This is a genomic window from Kitasatospora sp. NPDC054939, from assembly GCF_053610105.1.
Genome location: NZ_JBSGXP010000009.1, coordinates 45,399 through 66,127 on the forward strand (window position 1 = coordinate 45,399; position 20,729 = coordinate 66,127).

At 68.4% G+C, this 20,729-nt stretch carries 14 protein-coding genes and 2 pseudogenes; 12 read left to right on the forward strand and 4 right to left on the reverse strand.

Annotated elements, in window-relative coordinates; translation table 11 throughout:
• Nucleotides 1–129: 129 nt before the first annotated feature.
• Genes ACWGB8_RS04645 through panD form a run of 3 tightly spaced genes read left to right on the forward strand, consistent with a single transcriptional unit; the run spans nt 130 to nt 2,786 of the window.
• Entirely contained in the window at nt 130–2,106 is a 1,977-nt protein-coding gene (locus ACWGB8_RS04645) for a B12-binding domain-containing radical SAM protein (protein ID WP_452210228.1), read from the forward strand.
• 45 nt (nt 2,107–2,151) lie between these two features.
• A complete protein-coding gene (locus ACWGB8_RS04650) occupies nt 2,152–2,349 on the forward strand; it encodes a hypothetical protein (protein WP_452210230.1) in 198 nt (65 codons plus the stop codon).
• Nucleotides 2,334–2,786, forward strand: a complete 453-nt coding sequence (gene panD / locus ACWGB8_RS04655; protein WP_452210232.1) for an aspartate 1-decarboxylase — start codon at nt 2,334–2,336, stop codon at nt 2,784–2,786. Before ACWGB8_RS04650 ends, panD begins: the two co-directional genes overlap by 16 nt.
• A 6-nt stretch (nt 2,787–2,792) precedes the next feature.
• Here panD and ACWGB8_RS04660 read toward each other — a convergent pair.
• Nucleotides 2,793–3,208 (reverse strand): annotated as a pseudogene (locus ACWGB8_RS04660) (transposase).
• Between the two features lie 365 nt (nt 3,209–3,573).
• Between ACWGB8_RS04660 and ACWGB8_RS04665 the strand changes: the two are divergent.
• Nucleotides 3,574–4,014, forward strand: a pseudogene (locus ACWGB8_RS04665) (flavodoxin family protein); the annotation flags it as partial.
• 652 nt (nt 4,015–4,666) lie between these two features.
• Here ACWGB8_RS04665 and ACWGB8_RS04670 read toward each other — a convergent pair.
• The 3 genes from ACWGB8_RS04670 to ACWGB8_RS04680 are packed head-to-tail and all read right to left on the reverse strand — an operon-like array spanning nt 4,667 to nt 8,947.
• The gene (locus tag ACWGB8_RS04670; RefSeq protein ID WP_452210234.1) at nt 4,667–5,731 is read right to left on the reverse strand and encodes an alcohol dehydrogenase catalytic domain-containing protein; all 1,065 of its coding nucleotides are present in this window, start codon (nt 5,729–5,731) and stop codon (nt 4,667–4,669) included.
• Nucleotides 5,724–6,800, reverse strand: a complete 1,077-nt coding sequence (locus ACWGB8_RS04675; RefSeq protein ID WP_452210236.1) for a dehydrogenase — start codon at nt 6,798–6,800, stop codon at nt 5,724–5,726. Before ACWGB8_RS04675 ends, ACWGB8_RS04670 begins: the two co-directional genes overlap by 8 nt.
• Nucleotides 6,797–8,947, reverse strand: coding sequence for an ROK family protein (locus ACWGB8_RS04680; protein ID WP_452210237.1), 2,151 nt, complete (start codon nt 8,945–8,947; stop codon nt 6,797–6,799). Before ACWGB8_RS04680 ends, ACWGB8_RS04675 begins: the two co-directional genes overlap by 4 nt.
• 497 nt (nt 8,948–9,444) lie before the next feature.
• Here ACWGB8_RS04680 and ACWGB8_RS04685 point away from each other — a divergent pair, with 497 nt between their 5' ends.
• The 8 genes from ACWGB8_RS04685 to ACWGB8_RS04720 all read left to right on the forward strand — a co-directional run bounded on the left by ACWGB8_RS04685 (nt 9,445) and on the right by ACWGB8_RS04720 (nt 20,729).
• A complete protein-coding gene (locus ACWGB8_RS04685) occupies nt 9,445–11,025 on the forward strand; it encodes a class I adenylate-forming enzyme family protein (protein WP_452210239.1) in 1,581 nt (526 codons plus the stop codon).
• Nucleotides 11,009–11,521, forward strand: coding sequence for an acyl carrier protein (locus ACWGB8_RS04690; protein WP_452210240.1), 513 nt, complete (start codon nt 11,009–11,011; stop codon nt 11,519–11,521). Before ACWGB8_RS04685 ends, ACWGB8_RS04690 begins: the two co-directional genes overlap by 17 nt.
• Nucleotides 11,522–11,798: 277 nt before the next feature.
• Entirely contained in the window at nt 11,799–13,106 is a 1,308-nt protein-coding gene (locus tag ACWGB8_RS04695; protein ID WP_452210242.1) for a condensation domain-containing protein, read from the forward strand.
• Between the two features lie 59 nt (nt 13,107–13,165).
• Nucleotides 13,166–15,541 carry a peptidase domain-containing ABC transporter gene (locus tag ACWGB8_RS04700; protein ID WP_452210244.1) on the forward strand — a complete coding sequence of 792 codons (2,376 nt, stop codon included), beginning with the start codon at nt 13,166–13,168 and terminating at the stop codon, nt 15,539–15,541.
• Between the two features lie 121 nt (nt 15,542–15,662).
• Complete coding sequence (locus ACWGB8_RS04705) at nt 15,663–16,967, forward strand: Rieske 2Fe-2S domain-containing protein (protein ID WP_452210246.1); 1,305 nt, start codon at nt 15,663–15,665, stop codon at nt 16,965–16,967.
• Between the two features lie 73 nt (nt 16,968–17,040).
• Nucleotides 17,041–18,681 carry a 1-deoxy-D-xylulose-5-phosphate synthase N-terminal domain-containing protein gene (locus ACWGB8_RS04710; RefSeq protein WP_452210248.1) on the forward strand — a complete coding sequence of 547 codons (1,641 nt, stop codon included), beginning with the start codon at nt 17,041–17,043 and terminating at the stop codon, nt 18,679–18,681.
• A 6-nt stretch (nt 18,682–18,687) separates the two neighbouring features.
• On the forward strand, nt 18,688–19,920 hold the full coding sequence (locus ACWGB8_RS04715; RefSeq protein WP_452210249.1) for a phosphotransferase: 1,233 nt from the start codon (nt 18,688–18,690) through the stop codon (nt 19,918–19,920).
• Nucleotides 19,908–20,729, forward strand: coding sequence for an inositol monophosphatase family protein (locus tag ACWGB8_RS04720; protein ID WP_452210251.1), 822 nt, complete (start codon nt 19,908–19,910; stop codon nt 20,727–20,729). Before ACWGB8_RS04715 ends, ACWGB8_RS04720 begins: the two co-directional genes overlap by 13 nt.

Sequence of the window (20,729 nt, forward strand, 5' to 3'; positions counted from 1 at the left end):
GGATTGAGATGTGTGTTTTCGGGAATGCAGAAGGACGGGAATGTCCATCGATGGCCCGCGGGAGTAATCGCGTCATCGATGTCCGTGTTCGGGGATAAGATCCCGGAAGAACCAGAATCCGGAGGACTGATGGCCACGCACGCTATTCAGAAGATACATTCGGGGGGCGGCGACGTCCAGATGCATCGCCCGGGGGAGGTGTCCGATCTGGACGCGTTTCGGGAACGGCGTCTGGCACGCAGGCGCCGGCTGTTAGACGACCTGGCGAGTGCGAGAACGGACACCCGCTATTTCCCTGTGCTGTCGGTACTGGCGCCGGTCATGACCCAATCCGAGGGTGAAATCACCTATCCGGGCGACCCGATGTGTCTCTATACAGCGCTGAGCGCTGCCGTGCACCGTGCCGTGGCGGACGCCGGCCCGCTAGAGGACGCCGTGCACTACAGCGACCTCGCGCCCGAGTGGACCCGGTTCCCGTCCAAGGAGTACCGGCTCTCCGCCAGTGACGACGGGTACCGGGCCTACGGCACGTCACCCAACACCGACCAGACGGTGTTCGACCCCCGGGTCTGGGACGACACGGCACGCACGAGATGGCTGCGGCTACTGCGCGAGGTCCAGCCCAGGGTCGTGCTCATCAGCGCTGTGTCACCCGCGCACCGCTACGCGCTCGAAATCGCGAGGTTGGTCAAGTGCGAGGTCCCTGATGCCTTCGTCATCCTCGGAGGCCGCCATGTGGACGAGACCATCACCTGCACTCCCGACGGCCAGGCCCTCGTGTCCGAACCCAGCAGCACGGTGGCAGTCATTCAGGAGGGCAAGGCTCCCAGAGTGGTCGACGCCGTCGTCGGCGGCGAGGCCTACTTCGCTGTGGACCTGCTCATGCGGGCCCTCGCCCTTGCCACCGATCTCGACCGGCGTTGGGTGGACCGTGACCAGGTTCTGCCGTGCCTGCAGGGGCTGCTCGCTGACGAGGGTCCCGTGCCCGGCGCGTCGGTCGTCGTCCTGGCGGCGGGGGAGACCTTCGATGCCGTTCCGCTCCGTGGCCGAACGCTCGACCTCGCGTCTTTACCCTCGCCGTACGAGGCATTCGCGATCCGATCCCGATTCCCCATCTTCACTCGCCCCGGGACGGGGGAGGTGATGCGCACCGCGCACTTCATGGTATCCAACGCCTGTCCGTACCGATGTAATTTCTGCTCCGAGTCGTCGCAACTTGGCGCTGGGCTCAAGCGGTTCAAGGACGATGCGATAGGTGCGGCGGCGGAGCGGGTCTGTGAATACGTCAGCTATGGCGCCGAGTCGCTCTTCTTCGACGACTCCGTCTTCTGGAGCGGGCGGTATCGGGACATTGAGAACTTCTGCGAAGAGCTCAGCCGGATCCGCCGGGACGAGAGCGGTTCACTCGAACCGCGTTACCGCAGATTCGTTCGCGAGGAAGGCGATGTCCAGCGGCTGCGCGACCTCCAGTGGGGTGCTCAGCTGACTGTGGACACCCTCGTCGCGCTACATTCGGCTGAAGAGTCGTCAAAAATCCTGCGAAAGATGAAGGATGCCGGATGCAGCTACATCTACATCGGCATCGAGAGCATGTCGACGCAAGTTATGAACAACATTCACAAGAATATCCGCCGGGACGAACGGAAGCCCTGGAGGGAAAAGGTCAGGGAAGCTGCGGCCCTCGTCAAGGAGCAGGACCTGCAGCTGGGAACTTCCGTTCTTTTCGGCCTCGACGGTGAGACGCGGGACAGTATCGACGAGACCATCCATGAAGTGGGCCGTCTCATCGACGACAAGCTGATCGATCTGGCTAGCCCGAATATACTCACCTATCACCCCGCGACACCGGTCACGCGCCAGCACGGCATGCAGGACCAACTCGACTACCACTCCCCGCGCATCGACAACCGAAAGCCCTATATCTATTTCGAGGAAGCTTTTCCCGGTGTCGTCTCCGTTCTCCTCACCGAGGACGACATCTGGCACATTCACAGGGAGACCGAGAAGCGCTGGGGTGGGGCCCGCAATGATGCTGCCGTAGTTCCTGTCCAGGAAGAGCGACCCGACGGTCCCGGCATGTCCACGCCGGACTGTGGCGACATCTAAGGAGCCCAGCGGCTCCGGATATGGCTGTAAGGGCTGAGCCGCTGGATGGCCTACGAGACTGAACTGCTCGCTCTGATCGACGATGTGCTGGCGATATCCGACGATGTGCTGCTCTCGGGGGTGCGCTCTAGCCATCTGAGCTACCGGCCTGTTGACCAGGATCATACGTACATACCGCAGCTGTTTCCTAGCCGCTGCCTGAACAGGAACGACGAGGATCAACCGCCGTGCATCGCACCATGATGAAGTCCAAGATCCACCGAGCCACGGTCACGCAGGCCGACCTCCACTACGTTGGTTCGCTCACCATCAGCTCCGACCTCATGGAGGCCGCAGATCTACTGCCTGGCGAGAAGGTTGACATCGTTGACATCAACAACGGGTCCCGCCTCTCCACCTACGTCATCGAAGGGCCGAGGAACACCGGAATCATCGGCATCAACGGTGCCGCTGCGAGACTCATCAGCCCAGGAGATCTCGTCATCATCATCTCCTATGCGCAGGTATCTGATGAGGAGGCCCGCGACATGAAACCCCATGTTGTCTTCGTTGACGAGGACAACCGAATCATCACTGCCGGCCATGACCCCGCGGAGGCCCCACAGGGCAGCGGACTCCTGCGTGGCGACAGGATCGTTCCTCCGTCCTCTCAGCTCGACTCTGTCGGGAATCCTGGGTGACCGGGCTCAAGTGCCAAGGCTTCGCCAGGACTTCGGCCGGGGGATGTCGTTGTCGTTCAGGAAGGTCTGGAAGGCGGTCGATGGTCTCGGTGAGGGGGATTCTTCGGAGGCCGACTGGCCGCTGAGTCGTTCGATGTTGACGGCGAGGGCTGTGAGTACGTGTCGCCGATGGGCTTTCGGCCGGCCTCGGTAGCGGCAGCGACGCATGCCGTGTCCGTGAGCGAACTCGTCGATGGTGCCCTCGATACCGGAGCGGACCGCGTAGCGGGCCTCCAGTCGGGTCCCTGCTGCTCGGTGCGGACGCGGATTCGCAGGCCGCGGAGTCCTCGCGGAGGGAAGCCCACGTTCCGGGCGTCGCTGGAGCCTGTGCAACGGGGGCGGTCCGGGCACGGCTGGCACTGGCTCTTGGTGAACCGTGCCACGGTCAGGGGTGCCGCGGTGGGCGAGGATGTCGGGTAGGGGTTCGTGGTGCTGCCGAGCCGCTGGGTCGTGGTGCGCGGTTTCTCCCACCTGATCCGGGCCCGGCGCCTCGTCCGGGACTACGAGACCCGCATCGACAGCGTCGAGGCGATGGCCTGGTGGGCAGCGAGCATCCCGGCCACCCGCCGCCTGGCCCGCTCCGGCCGACCGACACCCCGCCGGCCAGGGCATCCGCCGGTCCTCACGGCGCCACCGTCCAGGTGGTTCCGCCGTTGTGCGCGAACCTTCGGACCTCGCGTCCTCTGGGAAGGGCCACGAAGGCCTGGATGGCGTCGCCGCAGGTCAGCTAAGGTGCCAGAGTGTTCCGCCGGTCTGGCTGGGCGACAACTCCTCGGTGATGAAGCAGGTCGTGGAGCGCCTCTACGCCTGCTCGTCCATCCTCAACGAGCAGGGCCAGTACGCCTACTACGGCCGGGTCGGCGGCTGCCTGATCACCGGCAACGAGGACGGCGCCAAGCACTGCGCGATGAACGTCCTCTACAGCCTCCAGCACCTGGGCTACGTCATCCCCCCGCAGGCCGACGCCGCCTGGGTCGGCGAGGCCGGCCCGGGACCGTCCTACCTGGATCCCGGTTCCGGCGGCCCGGAGAACGACTTCACCAACCGCAACACCACCTTCATGACCTGGAACCTCCTCCACCTGGCCCGGATGCTGAAGGACGCCGGCGGCATCCCCGCCCACGGCAACCAGCGCTCCGGCTGGGACGCCGGCTGCCGCTTCGACTTCGAGAACCCCGAACACCGTTGAGCGATAGGCGCGGACCTGGGGAATCGGCTGAGGACGACCCGGCTGGGGAGCGGTGACGCGGTCCGAGCTGCGGTGCGGCAGCCGTGTGTAGCTGGACCGGTGGCGGGCGATACCCCGGCGGCGATTGCCGCGGACAGCGAGCAGCGCCCACAGAAGCACCGTGTCCCCGCCCTCCACGACGGTGAGGCGGGCCGTGTCATCGGCGGCCAACGTCTGGCAGGTCGCCGCCCCGGCCCTCGTCAACGACGGGAGTGTGAGGGAAGCTCTTCCCACCGGTCAGATCACCGGCCCGCTGCGGAGGTCGGCGGCCCCGTTCGCCGCGACAACTGTTCTGACCCTCGTGCGATCGCGTCCTGGTGCCTCTTCCGTCGCGAGCAGCGCTATTGGGGCAAAAGCTCGGCGCCCTGTACCCGGAGCCGGGCGCGCTGTTGCCCGGAGGTCTGGGGGTGCCGGCCGCGTCGATCTCCTGGGCCGCGGCTTGGTGGGGGCACTCGCACACCGGTGCCGTCACCGCCCGGGTGCCGGCCATCCTGACGGTCCTGATCCGCGTCGGGATGGTGATCCTCGGAAGCCCGACCTGCAGCTGAACCGGTCGAGCACGGGTTCAGGCGGAGACACCACCCCCGGGATCACCCGCCGATCGACGCCACCGTCACGCTCCCGTAGGGGGACTGGACCACCGGCCGCTGCGCGACGGATACCGGCCGATGTCCACCAGGTGCTTTCCGATCGGATCCGCGCCGGTCCTGACCGCGTCGTTGAGCAGCGCGGCCAGGCCGGGCAGGGTCACCCGGCCGACGACGAGCTCTTCGACGTGGCCGCCCGTCCAGGGCAGCGGGGCGGCCAGCACCGCGCCGGCCGCGGCGAAGTCGGCGCCGGTGGCGCCGTGCGTGCCCACCAGCAGTGCGCGGCGCCCGGCGAGTTCGAGCTGGTGCGCCTCCTCGCCGCGGCGGATGCCGTCCAACCGGGTGTCCGTTCCCGGTACCCGCCAGTCCGGCCTGATGCCGCCGAACAGGACGAGACGTCCGCCGTCCCGGGGCAGCAGGTTCCAGGCGCTGTCGAAGGTGGTGTCGTCGAGCGACGCCGTGGTCACGACCACGGTGCTGAACGTACGCGTTCCCGTCCCGCCGGTGAGGACCTTCGGCACGTCCCGCAGCAACGCGGTGGCGGAGAGGGCGGTCAGCCGTGCGGCGCTCCTGTTGACCAGGGTGACCTGACACCCCTTCAGTCTCAGCAGCACCGCGAGCAGTACCCCGGCGGTCCCCGCACCGACGATGGCCACGTCGGAACCGCTGGGGACCTTGCCGGCGCAGTGGACGGCGCACGCGAGGGGTTCGGTGAAGGCCGCGCGATCGTCCGGAGTGCCGTCGGGGACGGTGGGCAGGGCGGCGCGCAGCTGGTCGGGCGATCCTTCCAGCAGAGCCGTCTCGCCGAACGCGGTGGTCCGTCTCACCGGGATGTGCGGGTCGAGGCACACCCGCAGACCGGGCGGGAAGTCGTCCATGCTGCTGCTGTGGACGATGCCGACCATTTCGTGACCGAAGTCGGAGCGGACGTCCCGGCTCCGGCGGACCTCCTTGAGGTCCGAGCTGCACAGGCCCACGGTCCGCGGGAGCACCAGCACCCATGACGGGGAGGCCGGGCGCGGCCACGGGCCGGTGGTGAGCCGCACCCCGCCGGGCACCAACTCCAGGCGGCTGCTGACGGGTTCATCCATGGTGACCGCCGTCGGAGAAGCGGACGACGACCTTGACGATCTCGGAACCGTCGTCGGTCCGGAACTGCCCGTCGAGTCGACGGTTGATCACGTCCACCGCCTCCTCGGGACTCAGTTCATGGGTGATGAGGGCGCCGTACCCGCGGGGATCGGCCCGGAGGAGCCGTTCCGCTCGGTGCAGCTGGCCCAGCGAGGTCCCCCGGTGGCCGGTGACCACCAGTGGTTTGCCCTCGTGGGTGACCGCCGCGACTGCTCCCAGCTCGGGGCCGACGGCGCCGCAGACGTTGTGCCGGCGGATCCGGCCGACGGTGGGGTCGACGAAGGTGGGGGCTGCGGCTGCCGCGTCGAGCGCGGTGACGAGCACCATCGTCCCGCCGGGGCGCAGGGCGTCCGCCGCCTGCCGGACGGCGGACGCCATCGCCGGCCGCGGGGCGCAGACGACCGCCACGTCGACCGGCCGCGGCGTCCGGTGCCCGGCCACGGAGAGGTGGGTGGGTGTGAGGCGGGAACGGTTCTCCACCCAGGCCAGACGTTCCGGCCGGGCCTCGACCAGTTCGACCTCGTGCCCCAGGTCGATCGCCCTGCGGACGTGGAGCAACCCGATGGGACCCGCACCCCAGACCCCGACGGCCAGCGGACCGGCCGGGGCCGAGAGCTCGATCAGCTCCCACGAGTAGAGGACGGTGCCGAGCGGCTCGCACAGTGCGAGCACCGCCACCGGGTCCAGCGGTTCTACGTCCTGCAGCGCGCCGAGCGGCAGCTCCGGCGTCAGGGGGACCCAGCTGCGGAACAGACCGTCGAAGCTGTGGCCGAGGATGGAGTCCTGGTCCCGCACGTCCACGGGGTTGAACGCGACCACCCGGTCACCACCAGGCGCGCCGTGCAGGATCCCGATGCCTTCGTGACCGAGTACCGCGGCCACGTCCCCCCGGTGTCCGGCGCCGATCTGGACATCGGTGCCGCACAGCCCTACGGCGAGCATCGACACGTACTGCTGGTCGCCCGGCGGCCGTTCCATCGGCACCATCCGGACCTGGCGCCCGGAGCGGAGCAGCTGCCAGCCCGTCATGACATCACCTGCAACTGCCGGTCCCGGAGCGCCGCCAGCGCCTCGCGCAGTTCTTCCCCGGTCACGTCGTTGACGAACACGGCGTCGCCGACGTCCTTGAGCAGGGGCAGGCGCTGCCGGCCGTCGCGGTGCAGGCTGGTGTGGGCCAGGGCCTCGACCAGCAGCTCCGGGGTCATGTCCCGGTGGACCGTCGGCAGGCCCAGGTCGGTGAGGACGCGGATGACGCGGTCGGCGACGGCCGACGGCAGGAGGCCTCGGTTCCGCGAGAGCATGACGGTCACGGCGAGGTCGACGGCGACGGCCTCACCGTGCAGCAGCGCGGGTTCGAGGGACATCTCCAGAGCACCGGAGAACGCGTGGCCGATGTCGGCGAGCCGGTCCAGCCGGTCCTCGCCGAGGTTCCCGATGAGTTCGCCGAGCATGGCCGAGATGCTGCGCTCGATGACCTCGGACTCCACGCGCGGGTCCGGTGTGCCCACGGCCAGCGTTCGGCCGTGCGCGTCGAGGAGGTCGAACAGCGCCGCGTCGGCCACCAGCGCGATCTTGATCGCCTCGCCGAGGCCGCAGCGGTACTCGCGGGGATCCAGCGTGGCCAGGAATCCCGGGTCGATGACGACCTGACTCGGACGGCTGTAGGTGCCCAGCCGGCTCTTGTGCCCGCCGTAGTTGATCGCCGTCTTGACGCCGATACCGGCATCGATCATCCCGAGCAGGGTGGTCGGCACCTTGATGAGCGGAACCCCGCGCCGGTAGATGCCGGCGGTGAAGCCCACGAGGTCGAGCAGCACGCCGCCGCCCACCGCGATGACCGGTTCCGATCGGCGCAGCAGACCGAACCGGTCGAAGGCGTCGGCCAGTTCGGACACCGCGGCCAGGTTCTTGCCCGACTCGTCCGGTGCGAGGAGCAGCGTTTCGAGGGTGACGCCGCCTGATCCACCGGTCAGCGCGTTCGTCAGTGCGTCGCCGTGGAGCTCCCACACCCGCCTGTCGGCCACGACGAGTCGCCGTGCGGCACCGTGTCGGCCCGGACTGGCCGTGACCTGCGGAGTGCCGCGGCCGGAGGCGAGCGTGTTCGGGGCCATGACCACGCTGTATGACTTCGGAGCGTCACCCGGCACGGTCCAGCTCCGTGTCCCGGCAGGGCCGGAGCGGGCCAACAACCCGGCTCCGTGCAGCGCGAGTTCGGCATCGGGTGAGGCCACCCGCACCGTGTCGGCCAATGAACCCGGTCGTCCGTAGAGCCCCACCGCGTCCATCTGGGCCGTCAGGCACTCCAGGTACTCCCGGCCGAGCCCCGCCGGCACTCCACCGGTGAGGACCACCCGGTCGATCTCGGCGTCGGTGGTGAGCACCGAGAGCAGCGCGTGCGCGAGCGGCCGCGTCACGGCTTCGAGCACGGCGAGCGCGGCTCGGTCACCACCGGACACGGCCCGGGTGAACTGACCGGTCAGAGGCGCGTCGGCGGCCAGCCACGGCGCGCCCTCGGCGGCGAGCCGGGTGAGGATCCGCTCGATGCCACGACCCGACGCGTAGGCGCTGAGGTGCCCGGTCGCACCGCAGTCACAGGGCAGCACGAGTTCCCGTGAGCCGATGCGGCACCAGGCCGGCAGATGTCCGATCTCACCCTGCAGTCCGGAGTCCGCGGACACCGGAACCCTGCCGGTGCCGACCTCGACGGTCCGCAGCCCGATGCCACTGCCGACCACGACGGCGGCCAGCCGCCGCAGGTGCTGGGTGTCGGGCTGGGCCGCCAGCGCCACCGCGCTGGCGGTGACGTCGTTGACGACCGTCCACCGGAACTCGGGCGCCGCATCCCGGAGGGCCCCGGCGGTGTCGAACCGGTGTCCGGCCTGGTCGCCCCAGAGCGGACCGGATCCCACCGTCAGGCCGGTGCGTGCGTCGATCGCCGCGCCCAGCGACACCCCGACCGCGGTCACAGGGTGACGGCGGGCCAGCCGGCGCGCATCGCCGACGATCAGGTCCACGAGACGCCGGTGCAGCGCGTCCGCACCCTCACCCGGGCAGCTCACCCAGGACGGGGCCGTCCGCACGGCGAGGTCGTGCAGGCGGCCCTCGCCGTCCAGCACCGCCGAGCGCGCGTGGGTCCCGCCGACGTCGAAGACGACGACGGCCTCGGGGGTCGTCATGAGCCCGCCTGTGCCGGTGCCTCGGCGCAGCGTGCGACCGCACATTGTGCGCCCTCTGCCAGGAAGTAGTCCGTGCGTATCGGGGGCGCGTCGAGAACAGTCGCCGATAGGTGGCGCCGACGCGCTACGGCACGTGTAACGGATTTAGCGCGGGATCGGTTCAGATGTATGGAGAACATTTAATGCGGGCTCCCTGTGGCGAACGGGATGTATGCTGTCGACGCTTCGATCGTCAGGATAGCAAGCCGTCAAGTCGGGTGGTACGTTGAGCCTCCGCCGGGGTGAGCTGGCCTAAATATGGGACCCTACATCCGGCGCGAATGAGGTACTTGACGCCGACGGGAACCTCGTGATTGGATCACGAATAGGTTGATGATCATGCGTCAAGACCGAAGGGTCGAGACGGCCGATGATGATTCGGCGGCATTCTCTTCGGACTCGCCCACCTGATTGGTGGGGAATGCGCTGTCATTAAAGCGGGTGAAAAGGAGGCGTAAATGCGACGCGGCACGGGCGGGTTATCGATATCGGACAGACTGGCCCACCTCGCGGCCGAAGCCCCGGATCACCCCGCGATCGTCGAAGGGGTCACCGGCGGCTCGTACCGCGAGGTCACGTACCGACGCCTCTTCGAGGAGGTCTCGGAGCTCGCAGAGCTCTTCGGCTCCTGGAACCGCGACATGGACGGCGACGCCGTCGTCTGCCACCCCGCGTCGCTCTCCATCGGGACGGCGGAGATCATCCTGGCCGCGCTGTGCGCCGGCGTCACCGTGCTCCCGCACGCGCCGGGGATGGACGCCGACGTGCTCTCCGGCGCGCTGGGCCGGGCCGGACTGAGCGGTGACACCCGACCCGTCCGGCTACCCGGGCCGCCCGGAACCGACCGGGGACCGGGCGACACGGTTCGGATCGCACGCTGGGAACGTCCCGCCGAGGGGCGCCGTCCGCGGTACCTCCTGGCGACGAGCGGATCGACGGGGATCCCGAAGCTCGTTCCGTTCCAGAACTTCGGGAGCTACGACCCGAGGGCCGTCCCCGACATCGTCTTCCGGACCTGCAAGTGGCGGAGCGGGCAGAAGCAGCTGATCATGCTCCCGCTCTACCACATAGGGACGATGGCCGCCCTCGTCCAGGGCGTGCTGGACCGGAACCAGGTCTTCCTGGCGAGTCACCACGACCCGGAGGAACTGCTCGGCGCGATCGCGGAGCACCGGATCGAGTGGCTCATGCTGACCCCGAACTACATGAGGCACCTGCTGGCCGCCGCCGAGCGCCGCCCCGAGTGCCTGGACAGCCTGAACGGAGTCCTCCACACCGCACTGCCGTGTCCCGCGCCGTTGAAACAGGCCTGGTTGGACCTCCTGGGGGGCGAACGCCTCTTCGAGATGTACGGGGGCACCGAAGGCGTCGGCGTCACGGTGATCAGCGGCTCCGAGTGGCTGGAGAAGCCGGGTTCGGTCGGGCGCGGGCTGCTGACGGAGGTGCGGATCGGCGATGCGCGGGGCCTGGAGCGCGATGAGGACGGCATCGGCAGGATCTACCTCCGCCGGTTCGGCGCCTCCGCCCGCACCCGCTCGGCGACTCCGTGGCTCCGGACCACGTCCGACGGCTTCGTGAGCCTCGGCGACCTGGGGTGGGTCGACGAGGACGGGTACCTCTTCGTCTTCGACCGTGCGGCGAACCGGGCCGCCACCGCCGGCGGGGTCACCTGGCTCGGGCGTCTGTCGCTGCTGCTCCGGACCCATCCGGACATCCTGGACGCCGAATGCGTCGCGCTCACGGACGCCGACCGTGTCGAGGTGGGGATGCTGCTCGTCACCCGCGATCCCCGGGCGGTCCCCGATCTGGCGGAGCTGGAACGGTTCTGCGCCGCCCGGGCGGGCGGTCACGAGTTCCCGCGGATCCACCTCCAGGTGGAGGAGATACCCCGGTCGGAGATCGGCAAGCCCGACGCCACGGCGATCAGGGCGGTCTTCGACTCCGCCGGTCCCCGGCACGCCCGCACGCCGGTGACGTCCCCCTCCGAGGAGAAGACGTCCCCCTCCGAGGAGAAGGTGCCTCGTGGCTCGACAGCTTGACGTTTCACTTTTCCGCACTGTCTGCCCCGACGCCCTCGGCGCCTCCTTCCAGGAGGGTCCCGAGCCCGCCGTCCACATATCCACCAGTGGTATCAGCTCCGGCGTCGAGATCCGTACGGCGTTCCGCAGGTGCTACGGCGTGGACGTCCGGCGTGTGCTCTTCGTCGACGGGCTCGAATGGCCGGCGGAAGGCTGGTGCGACCATCCGGACGCCTCGGCCGGCACTCCGCTCCGGGTTCGGTTCGAATACGTCCACACGCAGCCGTCCAACCCGTTGGAACTGGCTCTCTCGGAGTTCTGGAAGGAGCTCCTCGAAGTGCCGGACATCGGTGTTTCCGATGAGTTCTGGGAACACGGGGGAGACTCCCTCGGGACGGTCGAGACCATCGATTTCCTGAGCCAGGAATACGGCGTCCGGATCGATGTATTCGAGGTTGGCGACAAATTCACCGTCGCCCGGCTGGCCGGGCTCGTCCGCGAGCGGTCCCGGCCCTAGAGACTCATCCCCGCCCGTGATTCGTCACCCCGGTGAAGACCCCGGGCGGAGGATGGACCCATAAAAAGCGATTCCTTTTGGAGGTGAACACCATGGAGTACTTCAACACCGAGATCGTGGACATCGAGTCCCTGTCGGACGAGGCCCTCGACGACATCGTCGGCGGCGCCGCCGTTGCCGGGCGCTGTGTCTCGTAGTAGGCGGTAACCGAGTCTTGGCTGGCATCCGGGGGATCCCGGATGCCAGCCGAGGCTTTCAGTGATTCGGAGGCGACGTCATGCACCACCAGGGTCAGGAAGCGGTACCGCTGACGCTCCCGCAGCTCCTGATGCACCGGACTCTGCGAGACCGCACGGGTTCCGGGCCGACCCTGGAACTGTCGTACCGCATCGAAGGACCGCTGGACGTCCCGGCGTTCATCGCGAGCGTGGGCGATGTCGTCAGCAGTCACGACGCGTTGCGGCTGGCGGTCTGCGAGTGCGGGGCCTCCGGGCCGCACCAGTGGGCGAGGGAGACGCCCCCACCGGCCGAGCTGGTCACCTGCCAGAAGATCAAGGCCGGCTCCGAGGAGCGGTTCTCCCGGTACGCCGTCGGCCTGGCCACGAAGGACGTGGCCGAGGGCTGGGACCTGCGGACGGAGTTTCCGTTCCGGCTGAGGTTGCTCCGGCACTCACCCGATGTCCACGCGTTCGTCGCGACGTTCTCGCAGCTCGCCGTCGACGGCAGTGTCCGGGCGATCTTCGGCGGGGACCTGTGGCGGGCGTACCGCCGGCGCCTGGGCGATGACGAAGCCGTCGCCGAACCGGGTCCGCGGTTCCTGGACGTGGCCGTGGAGCGCGAGGCCCCGGCCGCCAACAGCCGTGACATCGCCGACTTCTGGCGGCGCCGGTACGCCCGGATACCCCGGGACTGGGGATTCCTCGCCTCCTCCGCCCCCGGCACGACCGAGACGCCCGACACGGCGCAGGCCGGCAACCTGGAGACGGGCTTCGTCCTCGAGGGCGAGCGGCTCCGCACGATGCGCACGGCGGCGCGATCGAACAACGCCTCGGAATTCATCTGGATCCAGCACGCCCTGGCATCAGCGGTGTTCGAGCACACCGACGCGGACTCCGTTCCGGTCTGGCTGCCCGTCGACACCCGGAGCACGAGGGAACGGCGACAACTCGGCATGCTCACCCTGGGCCTGCCGGTGGTCGTCGACCGCGGCGCCACGCCGTCCGATCTCGTCCGGACGCTCACCGGTGAATGGGTCGAGACGCTGAAACACCGTCGGGTCACCCGGGAGACCGTCGACGCCGGAGGGCTCACCGACCTGGGGGACCTGGTGGGAGGGCCGGAGCGCAGCGTGCGTTTCGCGTACCTGAGCCATCCCCGCAACCGGCTCCGGGCCACCGTGGGCGGTCTCGATGTGCAGTACGGCGCCTACCCGCCCATGGTCGAGCGGGTGGTCAGCGGAGTGCAGCTCAAGGCCGGGAGCTGGGACGAGAGCGTTCACTTCCGTCTCACCGTCAACCGGTCCCGGCTCACGGAGACCGCGGCGCGGCGGATGACCGCCGTCGTCGAGCGGCTCCTCCTGGGCTGAGGCCCGCCGACCCCCGAACACCCCCACCAGACCACCACTTCCGAAGGGAGGTGCCGTTCGTGATCGAATCCAATGAGAAGACCGAAGCCGGGCCGTCCGAGTCTCCGGTCGCGGGGCCGGTCGGCCGGGCCAGGTTCAGCCGTCAAGCGGCCGAGAAGCACGCTCCCGGCCGACGCCTGGGAGACGCCCTCACACTGCCGGGACTGCTGGCGGAGCGTCCGGAGAGCCGCCTGCGCAAGCTCATCGCGGCAGTCTCGGCAGCACTGCCGGGACGCCGCCGGCCGCGGGTACCGGTCTACTACCAGACGGAGAGCGCCGACTGCGGGCCCACGAGTCTGGCGATGGTCCTGGCCTTCCTGGGCATCGACGTGGACATCGCGGCCGTGCGGCGCCGGCTCAACGGCGGTCAGGCGGGGGTCTCGGCGCGCGCGCTCCTCCAGGCGGCCCGGCACTTCGGTGCCCTCGGGCGCGGCGTGCGGGTCGGCGTCGGGGGGCTCGGCCGCCTGAAGGCCGGCAGCATCCTGTTCTGGAACTTCAACCACTTCGTCGTGCTGGAGCACGCGACCGCGACGCACGCCTTCATCGTCGATCCGGCCGTGGGGCGCCGGCGTCTCGCGCTGAGCGAGGTCGCGGACGTCTTCACCGGGGTGGCGCTGGAGTTCGAGGCGCCGCTCACCGACGGCCGCGGGCCGGTGCGCCGCCGTGGACCGGGCGTCGCGAACAGCTCCTGGCGCTACCTCAAGCTGTTCGTCACCCGGGACCGCCGCTGGACGGGCCTGGTGGTCGCGTCCTTCCTGCTGCTCGTCTTCAACTTCGCCACCCCGTTCGCGTCCTCCTACCTGGTCGCCCACGTCGGCACCGGGGGACAGCCGGGGCAGGCGGTCGTCCTCCTCTGCCTCGCGCTCGTGGCGGGCGCCTCCTTCGCGCTGCTGCAGATCGTCCGCGGGCTGACGCTGATAGCGCTCCAGTCGATCGCGGACCGGCGGGTCACGCTCGGCGTCTTCGGCCACCTGCTCTCCCTGCCGTACGAGTACTTCACCAGGCGGAACCCCGGCGACCTCGCGCTGCGGGTGCGGACCAGCTCGTCGGTCCGTCAGACCCTGACCGGCGCGGCCCTGTCCGCCGTGTTCGACGGCACGCTGGTGCTGGTCTACCTGGCCCTGCTCCTGGTGGTCGACCTGCAGTTCGCGCTGATGAGCATGGCGCTGGCGGCCGTGATGGTGGCCGTCCTCGTCGTGTTCTGGAAGAAGCAGCGGTACCTCTCCGCGGAGGAGCTGGAGCGGCAGTCCATCTCGGAGGGCGCACTCCTCGAACTGCTGGACGGACTCCAGACGATCAAGGCCTGCGGCCTGGAGGACACCGCGCACGACCGCTGGAGCCACACCGTCGTCGACGAGATCAACCAGCGGGGCCTGAGCCGGCGCAACCAGGTCATCGGCTCCGCGTTGAGCGCGACGATCCAGTTCCTCGCGCCGCTCGCGGTGCTCGCCCTGGGCTTCGTCAGGGTCGCGAACGGTACCGCGTCGCTGAGCTCGGTGGTCGGGTTCACCTCGCTCGCCGTCGGGATGTTCGTGCCCCTGGCGGGTGTCGTCCAGAGCGCGCTCCAGGTCGCCGGTCTGGGCGCGACGCTCTCCCGGTTGACGGACGTGCTGGGCGCCGAGCCGGAGGAACGCCCGGCCGACGCCGTGCCGCTGGACGACACGAGCGGTCCGGTCGAGCTCCGGAACGTGTCGTTCTCCTACCCGGGCAGCTCCGGGGACGTCCTGAGCGGGATCGACGTCCGCTTCGAGGGCGGGAGGTTCACGGCGATCCTGGGGCGGTCGGGGTCGGGCAAGTCGACGATGGCGTCCATCATCGCCGGGCTCCAGACCCCGAGCAGCGGATCCGTCCTCGTCGCCGGCCACCCCATGGACCGGCTCGACCGGGTGTCGCTGAGGCGTTCGATCTCCTACGTCGCGCAGGATTCCCGGCTCTTCGCCGGCACCATCTGGCAGAACATCAGCTACGCCCAGCCCGGGTCCTCCTTCGAGGACATCAAGCGGGCCGCGAAGCTGGCGTGCATCCACGACGACGTCATGGCGCTTCCCATGCGCTACGACACGTTGCTCGGCCCGGGGGGCCTCGGTCTGTCCGGCGGCCAGCGTCAGCGCATCGCGCTCGCCCGTGGGTTGATCCGCAAGCCGCAACTGCTGGTCCTCGACGAGGCGACGAGCGCGTTGGACAGCGCGACCGAGCGGGCGATCTTCAACGGACTCGCCGCCGCCGATCAGACCCTGATCGTCATCGCGCACCGCCTGTCGGTGCTGGAGGCCACGGACCGGGTGGTCGTCGTCGACTCCGGCCGGGTGGTCGCTCAGGGCACCTACGAGGACCTCCTGGCCACTTCCCCGATCATGCGCACGCTCGTGGCCGGCCAGGGGGAATCGGCGGCCTGAGACGGCCGTGCCGCCCTCGTGGGCGTGACCCCGGGACATGTGCCCCAGAATCAAGGAAAGTGGCGAGTTGCTCTCCGAAGCGAAGAATCAGATGTTGACCGCGGTCGGCCCGGGGACCCCCATGGGTGAACTGCTGCGACGGTACTGGCACCCGGTGGCCGCCGTCTCGGAGCTCGCCGAGAAGCGGGTGAAGACGCTTCGGTTGCTGGGGGAGGACCTGGTCCTGTACCGGACCGAGAGCGATGAGTACGGCCTGGTGCAGCGCCGGTGTCCCCATCGTGGCGCGGACCTGGGGCAGGGCTGGGTCGAGGGCGGGAGCCTGCGCTGCTCGTACCACGGTTGGATGTTCGATCAAGCCGGAACCTGCGTCGAGCAGCCCTACGAGGACCTGGCCGAGTCCGCCGCACCGTTCCGGGACAAGGTGAAGGTCACGGCGTACCGGGCCGTCGGGTTCGCCGGAATGGTCTGGGCCTACCTGGGCCCGGCCCCGGCTCCCCTCATTCCCGTGTTCGAACCCTTCACCTGGAACCGAGGCTTCGTCCAGATCATCCTGTCGGAGCTCCCGTGCAACTGGCTGCAGTGCCACGAGAACGCCGTGGACCCGGTGCACTTCGAGTGGCGGCACTCCAACTACGTCGCGCGCGCGGGGAACCCCGAGAACCCCGAACTCGGCCCCCGCCACACGGACATCGAGTTCCGGGAATTCGAGTTCGGCATCGCCGTGGCCCGGCGGGCGGAGCTGACGACTCCCGTCCTGCCCATTCCCCTCGCCCCGACGAACCAGCTGGACAGCAGCGGCATCGCGTGTCTGTGGCCGAACGTGCTGTACGCCGGCAGCAATCTCGAATGGCGTGTCCCGGTGGACGACACCCGTACCCTCAGCATCGTCTGGCACTACTCCCCGCTCCCGACGGACATGCCCGCGGTCGACCACGACCCGGTCCCGTACTGGTACGGACCCGTGACGGGGGAGGACGGCGAGCTGATTACCAGTCACGTGCTGAACCAGGACTTCGCGGCCTGGGTGGGCCAGGGCGAGATCGCGGACCGCACCAGCGAACGCCTGGGGCGCAGTGACGAGGGGATCATCCTGCTCCGCAAGCGGCTCTTCGCGGACATCGAAGCCGTCTCCCGGGGCGAGGACCCGCGTGGAGTCGTTCGCGATCCCGAGCTGAACACCTGCATCGCCCTGCCCCTGGACCGGCCCCAGCTGTACCGCGAGGGAGTCGACCGCGAGTTCTTCGAATGGCGGCTCAAGAGGGTCTTCGGCTGGCGGCTCAGCGACGATCCGTCCTACGCCATGCAAGCCGGGCAGCCGGCACACGTACGGCACGCGTTCGAGAAGGCCATGGGCATCAGCCAGGACTTCCTGACCAGCCAGGGCTTCCCGACCGGTCAGGGCTCGCCGGCCGGTCAGGACGGCTAGTCCCGTGTCAGTGCCGTCGAGCCGCAAGGACCGTGGACACGATCAGCATCGTGATCACCCCGAAGGAGAGAACATGTCGGTGAACAGGAAGTCGGCCGCCCAACTGGTCGCCGAAGCCGCGAACATGCGGAAAGTGATCATAGAGAAGATGTCCGCCGACGGCGGCCACGTCGGCTCGCCGCTGGCGGTCATCGAAGTGATCCAGGCCCTGGTCGAGGTCTTCGACTTCCCTCAGGACAAGATCGTCTTCGACGGTGCGCACCAGATGCACGCCTACAAGCTGCTGACCGATCGCGCCGAGGCCTTCGCCACCATGGACCACAGGGGCGGCATCGGCGAGTATGCCGACATCCACGAGAGTCCCTACGACTTCTACATCGGCGGCCGCATCGGCATCTCCGTCTCGGCCGCCCTCGGCTACGCCGTCAACCACCCCGAGTACAAGTCGATCGCACTGCTCGGCGACGGTTCAATGACCGCCGGCCAGCCCTTCGAGGCACTCAACCACGCCGGCGCGCTCGCGCCGAACCTGCTGGTCGTCTACAACGACAACGACTTCGCCGTCACGGAGACCGTCGGGTACCTGCACACCAGGAACACCCTGCGCGAGTTCAGTGAGAGCCTCGGTTTCGAGTACGTGGGCGCCGTGGACGGTCATGACACGCAGAAGCTGATCGAGCTGTTCGAGGACATCAAGCAGAAGCAGCACCCGGTGTTCCTCCACGTGAAGACCGTCAAGGGCAAGGGCTACGAGCCCGCCCTCCGCGATCCCGTCACGTTCCACTGGCTCGATCCGTTCGACCTCGCAACGGGCGAGCTGAAGAAGAAGCCCGTCAACAAGTTCCGGGAGCTGATCCTCAGGAAGGCGCCCGAACTGGTGGAGAAGCACGGCGAGGTGTACTATGTCTCGCCCGCCGCCGCCCGGAGCACCGGCCTCAAAGAGCTCAAGCACATCTATCCCGACCACGTCTTCGACACGGGGATCAACGAGCAGCACTGCGTGACGTTCTCCGCCGCCCTGGCCCTGAACGGTAACAAGGTGATCTGCTTCGTTCCCGCGACCTTCTTCCCCCGGGCGCTGGACCAGATCACCGACGCGTGCATGCTGAAGGTACCCATGGTGTTCGTCCTGCCAGGATCCGGCATCTCGAGCCAGGGGCAGACCCTGCAGGGGATCTACACCCTGCCGATCCTCAACGCGATTCCCCATGCCGAGCTCTACCACCCGTCGAGCCTGGCCGAGTTCGACCTGCTCCTCGACCGCGCGCTCGAGCACGACGGTCCGGTCTTCATCCACAAGCCCGGCGAGGACATCGAAACCGGCGTCACCGAGAGCGGGATCGTCGAAGTCCGGGAGGGCGGCCGGCTCAGCGTCCTGTCGATCGGCAACACGCTGGGCAAGGCACTCCGCCTGGCCGACGCGCTGGACGGCGTCCAGGTCCTGCACATCCAGAAGGTCAAGCCGGTCGATCTCGGAGCACTGGAACGGGCCATGGGCGGCAACAGCAGGATGCTGATCCTGGAGGACGGCTTCGTGCGGTCGGGTATCGGGCAGCACATCGTCGCCAATCTCCTGCACAAGCCGATGAGCTACGAGATCCTCGGGATCCGGGACCGGTTCCCGGGCATCGGTACGCTCGACGAGGTTTTCGAGGACATCGGTTTCGACGATCTGACGGTGCTGGCAGCGGCACGGCAGCTCATCAACGCGTAGGGCACGATGGGAGGGACAGCACGGCTGCTTCACAGGGGGGAATTCACCGAACTGTGGTACCGCCTCGACGCGCATCGCGGACCGATCGTCAGGAAGTTCTCCGCACATCCGGGCGACGACAAACTGGAGAACGAGGCCACGTTCATCCGCGACACCCTGCCGGAGTCGGCCAGGGAGTACTTCTGCCAGGTCATCGGGGTCGAGCGGGACGTGGCCGGCCCCAGCTTCTCGTATGAAATGCCCTATTACGAGGGGAGGTTGCTCAGGAACATCGCCCTGGACCGGAACACCGGGATCGTGGAGTCGGTCAACCACATCAGGGCGAGCATCACGGCCCTCAAGACGACGCTGTACGCGTACCCCTCCACCGAGCGGCCGGCTGAGTTCGCCCGCAGGAACTACGTCGATCGGATAGCGAAGCGGCTCGGTCGGTACACCGACCGGACCGGCCGACCCGATCGAGCGGGCCGACCCGGTCGGGACAACCGCTCCGACCGGACCGATCGAGCCGTCGACATCAGGGGTACCCAGGTCGGTGAGCTGAGCAGGTTCCAGCTGGACCGGGTCTTCCGGGACATCATCAGCAGACCGTCGGTGTCCCTCAACGGGCGCGTCCTGCTCACGCCGCTCGCCATTCTGGACCGGATCGGGGCCAGCCCGTCCCTGATGAGGACCATGATGCCCCGGCACAGTTCGATGCGGCTCATCCACGGTGACCCCCACCTGGGGAACATCATGATCCGGGAGGGCACGGACAAGCCGCTGTTCTTCGATCCGAACGGCTTCCACGCCGGCGGCGACATGGCCTACGACATCGGCAAGTTCATCATCTCGCTGGACTACGTCGAATCCGCCTTCGAAAGGAAGCTGGTGCTGCCCACCGTGTCGTCGGGTGGAGGCGAAATCACGGCCGGAGACCTGAAGGACTTCGTCGACCCCGACCTCGGTCGCCGATCCCGGGAGATCGCGCGGGCCGTGATCGAGGACGTGCTGCCCGAGGTGTTCGCGACCGACCTGCTCGTCGACCCGGGGCTCCTCGACCGGGCCGTCCTGGCCGCCGACCTGCACGCCTTCGCCGCCGCGCACACCTTCATCCCGACCACGCGGTCCGAGGTGGCCCTGCCGTTGCTGCTCTACTACCTGGAGTCGGCGAACAATCACCTGGACCTGATGGAGAGCGCCGGTCCGGATCCGTCGGCCGGAAGCGCGCTGCTCCCCTCGATCGCGTGGGCACCGTGATGCCGGAATTCGCCGACCACCATGCCGAACGGGTCATCGACTTCGTGAAGGCGGCCGGGGACTCGGCCTTCGAGCGGTGGCGGAACTTCGAGGTCGTCGAGATCAAGGACACCGGCGGCGACCTGGCCACGAACCTCGACCACGAGATCGAAAGGGCGTTCCACGGCCTGTGTCGCGAGGTCTTCCCCGGATGCGGCTTCAGAGGGGAGGAGCTTCCTGAGCTGAACACCGAGAGCCGAAACGGCTACACGTGGAACATCGACCCCATCGACGGGACGAAGAACTTCGCCAGCGAAGTGCCTCTTTGGAGCGTGACCGTAAGTCTCGAAAGGGAGGGCGAACCGGTATTCGGAGTGATATACAACCCGGTCAGCAAGCAGCTCTACACGGCCGCGGAGGGCCGCGGAGCCCATCTCAACGGCCGCCGGCTCTCCTACAACGCTCCCGCTGACCCGGCCCGCATGCAGCTGGCCATCGATTTCTTCATGCGCCAGGAAGATCCGGCGAAACGATCGAGGCAGGACGATCTGCTGGCCGAATTGTTTCACTCGTTCTACCGGGTGCGGAGCATAGGATCGGGTTCACTGTCCCTTGCCTGGCTGGCTCAGGGGCACTTCGGCGGGTACCTCAGCTGGGGACTCACCGAGAACAAGTTCATCGATATCGCCGCCGGCCTCGTCATCGCACGAGAGGCCGGAGCCGTGATCGGCATCGAGAGTCTCGACAGCGGCTCGTCCGTCCTCGTGGTCGGGAGTGGACCCACGTGTGACCTGCTGCTGGAGTTGGCCCACCGCGGGGGCCCCTCTTAG

Coding starts and splice junctions, on each gene's coding strand:
- ACWGB8_RS04715 (WP_452210249.1), top strand. CDS start 18,688: ATGGGAGGGACAGCACGGCTGCTTCACAGGGGGGAATTCACCGAACTG.
- ACWGB8_RS04705 (WP_452210246.1), top strand. CDS start 15,663: ATGGGTGAACTGCTGCGACGGTACTGGCACCCGGTGGCCGCCGTCTCG.
- ACWGB8_RS04680 (WP_452210237.1), bottom strand. CDS start 8,947: ATGACGACCCCCGAGGCCGTCGTCGTCTTCGACGTCGGCGGGACCCAC.
- ACWGB8_RS04710 (WP_452210248.1), top strand. CDS start 17,041: ATGTCGGTGAACAGGAAGTCGGCCGCCCAACTGGTCGCCGAAGCCGCG.
- ACWGB8_RS04650 (WP_452210230.1), top strand. CDS start 2,152: ATGGCCTACGAGACTGAACTGCTCGCTCTGATCGACGATGTGCTGGCG.
- ACWGB8_RS04685 (WP_452210239.1), top strand. CDS start 9,445: ATGCGACGCGGCACGGGCGGGTTATCGATATCGGACAGACTGGCCCAC.
- ACWGB8_RS04670 (WP_452210234.1), bottom strand. CDS start 5,731: ATGGATGAACCCGTCAGCAGCCGCCTGGAGTTGGTGCCCGGCGGGGTG.
- ACWGB8_RS04675 (WP_452210236.1), bottom strand. CDS start 6,800: ATGACGGGCTGGCAGCTGCTCCGCTCCGGGCGCCAGGTCCGGATGGTG.
- ACWGB8_RS04695 (WP_452210242.1), top strand. CDS start 11,799: ATGCACCACCAGGGTCAGGAAGCGGTACCGCTGACGCTCCCGCAGCTC.
- ACWGB8_RS04645 (WP_452210228.1), top strand. CDS start 130: ATGGCCACGCACGCTATTCAGAAGATACATTCGGGGGGCGGCGACGTC.